Source organism: Kordia sp. (genome assembly GCF_045105435.1).
Classification (GTDB): domain Bacteria; phylum Bacteroidota; class Bacteroidia; order Flavobacteriales; family Flavobacteriaceae; genus Kordia.
Genome location: NZ_JBGCDL010000235.1, coordinates 1 through 4524 on the forward strand (window position 1 = coordinate 1; position 4524 = coordinate 4524).

At 34.7% G+C, this 4524-nt stretch carries 5 protein-coding genes and 1 pseudogene; 1 reads left to right on the forward strand and 5 read right to left on the reverse strand.

Annotated features, from left to right (window positions below; translation table 11 throughout):
* A pseudogene (locus tag AB8B65_RS12100) lies at positions 1-432 on the forward strand (ATP-binding protein); the annotation flags it as partial.
* 484 nt (positions 433-916) lie between these two features.
* On the opposite strand, the gene AB8B65_RS12105 reads toward AB8B65_RS12100, so the two are convergent.
* The 5 genes from AB8B65_RS12105 to lpdA all read right to left on the reverse strand — a co-directional run bounded on the left by AB8B65_RS12105 (position 917) and on the right by lpdA (position 4084).
* A complete protein-coding gene (locus AB8B65_RS12105) occupies positions 917-1099 on the reverse strand; it encodes a hypothetical protein (RefSeq protein WP_405301294.1) in 183 nt (60 codons plus the stop codon).
* Between the two features lie 164 nt (positions 1100-1263).
* Positions 1264-1440, reverse strand: a complete 177-nt coding sequence (locus AB8B65_RS12110) for a hypothetical protein (protein WP_405301295.1) — start codon at positions 1438-1440, stop codon at positions 1264-1266.
* A gap of 258 nt (positions 1441-1698) precedes the next feature.
* Complete coding sequence (locus AB8B65_RS12115; RefSeq protein ID WP_405301296.1) at positions 1699-2004, reverse strand: DUF3817 domain-containing protein; 306 nt, start codon at positions 2002-2004, stop codon at positions 1699-1701.
* Positions 2005-2006: 2 nt separating this feature from the next.
* Positions 2007-2630 (reverse strand): hypothetical protein, encoded by a 624-nt coding sequence (locus AB8B65_RS12120; RefSeq protein ID WP_405301297.1) that lies wholly within the window; start codon positions 2628-2630, stop codon positions 2007-2009.
* Between the two features lie 62 nt (positions 2631-2692).
* Positions 2693-4084, reverse strand: a complete 1392-nt coding sequence (lpdA, locus tag AB8B65_RS12125; RefSeq protein ID WP_405301298.1) for a dihydrolipoyl dehydrogenase — start codon at positions 4082-4084, stop codon at positions 2693-2695.
* Positions 4085-4524 lie beyond the last annotated feature (440 nt).

Here is a 4524-nt window from a genome sequence, read left to right on the forward strand (position 1 = left end):
ATTTTTGGCGATATCTTTTTAGAAGACTTGCGAAAATATAGAGAAGAAAAACTACAAGAAGTTGGGATTACAGGAGTATTTCCACTTTGGAAGCAAGATACGAAAGCGTTACTACAAGAATTCATTTCCTTGGGTTTTAAAGCAATTACGGTTTGTGTAAATGCAAAACATTTAGACGATTCTTTTGTGGGAAGAATTTTGGATGAAAATTTCATTAATGACTTGCCTTCAACCGTTGATCCTTGCGGAGAAAATGGGGAATTCCATACGTTTGTCTTTGACGGACCTATATTTTCCTCTCCAATTAATTTTACTATTGGCGAGAAAGTGTTAAAAACCTATACACCATCTAAAAAAGAGGAAGACAGTTGTGCCTCAGATGATTCTACTTGGGATACTGCTTTTTGGTATTGCGATTTAATTCCGAAATAGATAAAAACTCTTAAAAATTAACGTTTCTCTGTGAAAATTTTAATCAATCTTTAGCAATTACTTAAGAATAAATTAAGACACATCTAAGCTATATTTGACTGTGAAACAAAACGAAGTTTCGCAGCAATTTTTTCATAGCTGAAGGTGGGATATCAGTTATTAGGTTGGTTGAGGAAAAAGTCATTCAAGTTATTGAATGACTTTTTTATTGTAGTGAAACTCAGTTTTGAAAAGCCTAAAAGGCGCATTCAAAACTGTAAGTTGAACTAATCACATAAAAATCTCTTTAAAATACACAATCACAGCCACGGGAAGTAGCCATTTAACAGCAGTATATACAATTGAAGCTAGTACGGCTAGTACAATAACAACCCACAGCCATCTTTTTTGTTTTTTGTCCATGTTTAAAACTACAAAAGTTTCTGAAAGTAAAAAAGTCGGAAGCATGACCTTCCGACTTAGTTTTAATTAAAAATTTTGCTTTCTACGATATTTGACAATATCCCCAAAAACAGAAAAATCGTTCGTATTCCATTCCTGGTAATGAATTCAGAACTTGACAATCGCTATTGTTACGACATTGCATTCCTGTACCGCCATTAATTACGGATTGTTGTTTTTTGTTGATTTCTTGCACACCTTTTAGGTTTAAAATGCTTTTTTTCATGATATAGTTTTTTGGTTAAACATATATCAAATGAAGAAGAAATATTTCATTAAATAAAAGAATGCTACCTTAAATTGGATGATTTAAGACATGAAATTTTTTGTCAATTCATCTGTATTAAACAAAAAAAACGAACCGAAGTTCGCTTTTAGATGTTAGATAGCTTATAAATCACAACATCCAATGTCATTTTTACGATGACTTACTGCCCAACCTCTTTGAGTTGGACTACAACTTGTAATTCTCTGAAAACAACCAATAAGTAAACCTGTACCACCATTGATGGTCATTTGTTCTTTTTTACTCAATTCTTTCCCTAAGTTTGAAATGTTCTTTAACATAATAATAAAGTTTTAAAAATTAATATGTTACGAATTTAGATTGATCTGATAGAATACTAAAATAACTTTTCCTACAATTCCCTGAATTATGTTTTATTCGTGCGGAGTAGATATAAGAAAGGAACCCTAAAGAAAGCGAACCGAAGTCTGCTTATATTATTTATGTTTCAGCAGTCGAATTTCCACCGCAAATGGCTAGCAAATTTTTAATTGTTGGAGTCGTAGGATACAAAAAATCAATTGCCCAAAAACCAATACTTAATTTTTACGTAAATACTTTCGTTCCACATAAAAAGTGGCAAAAGGAATCAAAGAAGCCACAAACAAAATACCAAAACTTTTCTTAGACCATTTTTGTTCTTCGGTGACCAAATAGGCAAACAATACATACGCTAAAAATAAAACTCCGTGTGACATTCCTACAATTTTATTTGGCATCGGCATTTCCATAAAATACTTTAAAGGCATCGTAATAAAGAAAGCGATATATGAAATTCCTTCTAAAATAGAAAGGAATCGAAACTTTTTAAGTGTGCTTGTTTCTTTTTCAACTGATTCTAACATAACTATTTAATGCTGTTTTTAAGTTTGTTTATTCCGTAATACAATGTTTTCATAAACATGGTTTCGTCTCTTGGATCGCATTTATATTTTATAAAATCATAATATTTCAATTCTTGCTTTTTGGTATCCATGACGAAAATTGAAATATAATTCACGAATATGCCATCACCTGCATAACTCTGTACTTCAATAAAAAGTTGTAGGTCTGTATTGTTGTTAGGAATAGCCAAAACTTCAAAGTCTTCTTGTCTTGCTTCTCCATCCTTTAATCTTAAAATTGGCCCAACAATTTCGTTGTAATTTTTACCTAAAAGAATAGAAGCATCTGTAAGTTGAATAGTCGGAAATACTTTTAAAGCTACTTTTTGCGATGTTTTTCCAAGTTTGTAGCGTATTTGGTCTTTTTCTAGCGAATCGGTTTGTGTAGAAAAGCGAATATACGTAGTTGCATACGATAAACTATCTAAAGAAGTCAATGTATTCAATTCAAAACTACTATCCTGATCATAAATCTTAGCATCTTCCGCACAAGTTGTTTTTGGCGGCAATTTGGGTTTCGTTTTACTTTTAGTACTTCCACAACCAACTAAAACAATTCCGATAAGGATAAAAACAATTTTTTTCATCTGAATACAAATTAAAAGTATAAAAAAAAGCCGCTCAGTGAGCAGCTTTTCAATATATATTATTAAATGTGAATGACTTCATCATACGCATCGGCAACGGCTTCCATTACCGCTTCACTCATCGTTGGATGTGGATGCACAGCTTTCAATACTTCGTGTCCTGTAGTTTCTAACTTTCTACCCAAAACAGCTTCTGCAATCATGTCCGTTACGCCAGCACCAATCATGTGACAACCTAACCATTCTCCGTATTTTGCGTCGAAAATTACTTTTACAAAACCTTCCTTATTTCCACCAGCACTTGCTTTTCCAGATGCAGAAAACGGGAATTTACCAACTTTAATGTCAATTCCTTGCTCTTTTGCTTGCGCTTCCGTTAAACCAACAGAAGCAATCTCAGGAGCACAATACGTACACCCAGGAATATTTCCGTAGTCTAAAGCTTCCACATGCATTCCTGCAATCTTCTCTACACATAAAATTCCTTCCGCAGAAGCAACGTGTGCTAATGCTTGTCCAGGCGTAACATCTCCAATGGCATAATATCCAGGAATATTTGTTTGGTAGTAATCGTTCACTAAAATCTTATCTCTATCAGTTGCAATTCCAACTGCTTCTAATCCAATATTTTCAATGTTGGTTTTAATTCCAACTGCCGAAAGTACAATGTCAGCTTCTAAAACTTGCTCGCCTTTCTTCGTTTTCACTGTAGCTTTTACGCCATCGCCAGAAGTATCAACCGAAGTCACTTCCGCAGAAGTCATAATCTTAATACCACTTTTCTTAAACGAACGTTCCAATTGTTTAGACACATCTGCATCTTCCACAGGAACAATCTTTGGCATATATTCTACAATCGTAACTTCCGTTCCCATTGAGTTGTAAAAATATGCAAACTCAACACCAATAGCTCCCGATCCTACTACGATCATCTTCTTTGGTTGGTTAGGTAACGTCATTGCTTCACGGTATCCAATTACTTTCTTACCATCTTGTGGTAAACTTGGCAACTCACGAGAGCGTGCTCCAGTTGCAATTACAATATGCTTTGCACTATATTCGGTAACTTTACCGTCTTTATCAGTAACGTCAAGTTTCTTTCCAGCTTTCAACTTTCCAAAACCATTAATTACATCAATCTTATTCTTCTTCATTAAGAACTGAACACCTTTGCTCATTCCATCGGCAACGCCACGACTACGTTGTACAACTGCGTCAAAATCCTTATCGTATTCTTTCACAGACAGTCCGTAATCTCCAGCATGTTTCAAATACTCAAAAACCTGTGCTGATTTCAATAACGCTTTCGTCGGAATACATCCCCAATTTAAGCAAACGCCACCGAGGCTTTCTTTCTCAACCACTGCGGTTTTCAACCCTAATTGAGAAGCTCTAATGGCAGTTACATATCCACCAGGACCACTTCCTAAAACGATGATATCGTATGTACTCATATCTTAAAATTTAGTTGTCTAATTTTCGAAGTGCAAATTTACGGAATTCTATGGTAACTATAAACTTTCTATACTTGTTTTTGCTTTGGCAGGTTAGCATAGGTATTGTTAGTGTTTTTGCGTTTTTTGTTTTTTGTGGATTTGTCAATCTGTCAATTCGTTCATTTCGTATACCAATCTCATTCAAGTATTCCAAAGTGCGCTTATAATTATGATCAATTGACAAATGACAAAAAAACAAATTAACATTAATAAGGAAGTTCCCTTCCGCTACGCTACAGGTCGCGCTATTCGCTACAAGTCCTCGCTCGCACACTCGCTGTGGGCTTTCCACTGCTATCGCTAACTCGCTTCGAAGTACGTTTTTAAATTTTTGATGTACGATTGTTGATTTCACAGATCGTCAGTTCGATTTCTTTTGTCATATCGAGCGCAGTCGA

What these genes read in the sequence shown, in the direction of transcription:
- AB8B65_RS12105 (WP_405301294.1), bottom strand. Translation starts at nt 1,099, where the DNA reads ATGAAAAAAAGCATTTTAAACCTAAAAGGTGTGCAAGAAATCAACAAA.
- AB8B65_RS12110 (WP_405301295.1), bottom strand. Translation starts at nt 1,440, where the DNA reads ATGTTAAAGAACATTTCAAACTTAGGGAAAGAATTGAGTAAAAAAGAA.
- AB8B65_RS12115 (WP_405301296.1), bottom strand. Translation starts at nt 2,004, where the DNA reads ATGTTAGAATCAGTTGAAAAAGAAACAAGCACACTTAAAAAGTTTCGA.
- AB8B65_RS12120 (WP_405301297.1), bottom strand. Translation starts at nt 2,630, where the DNA reads ATGAAAAAAATTGTTTTTATCCTTATCGGAATTGTTTTAGTTGGTTGT.
- lpdA (WP_405301298.1), bottom strand. Translation starts at nt 4,084, where the DNA reads ATGAGTACATACGATATCATCGTTTTAGGAAGTGGTCCTGGTGGATAT.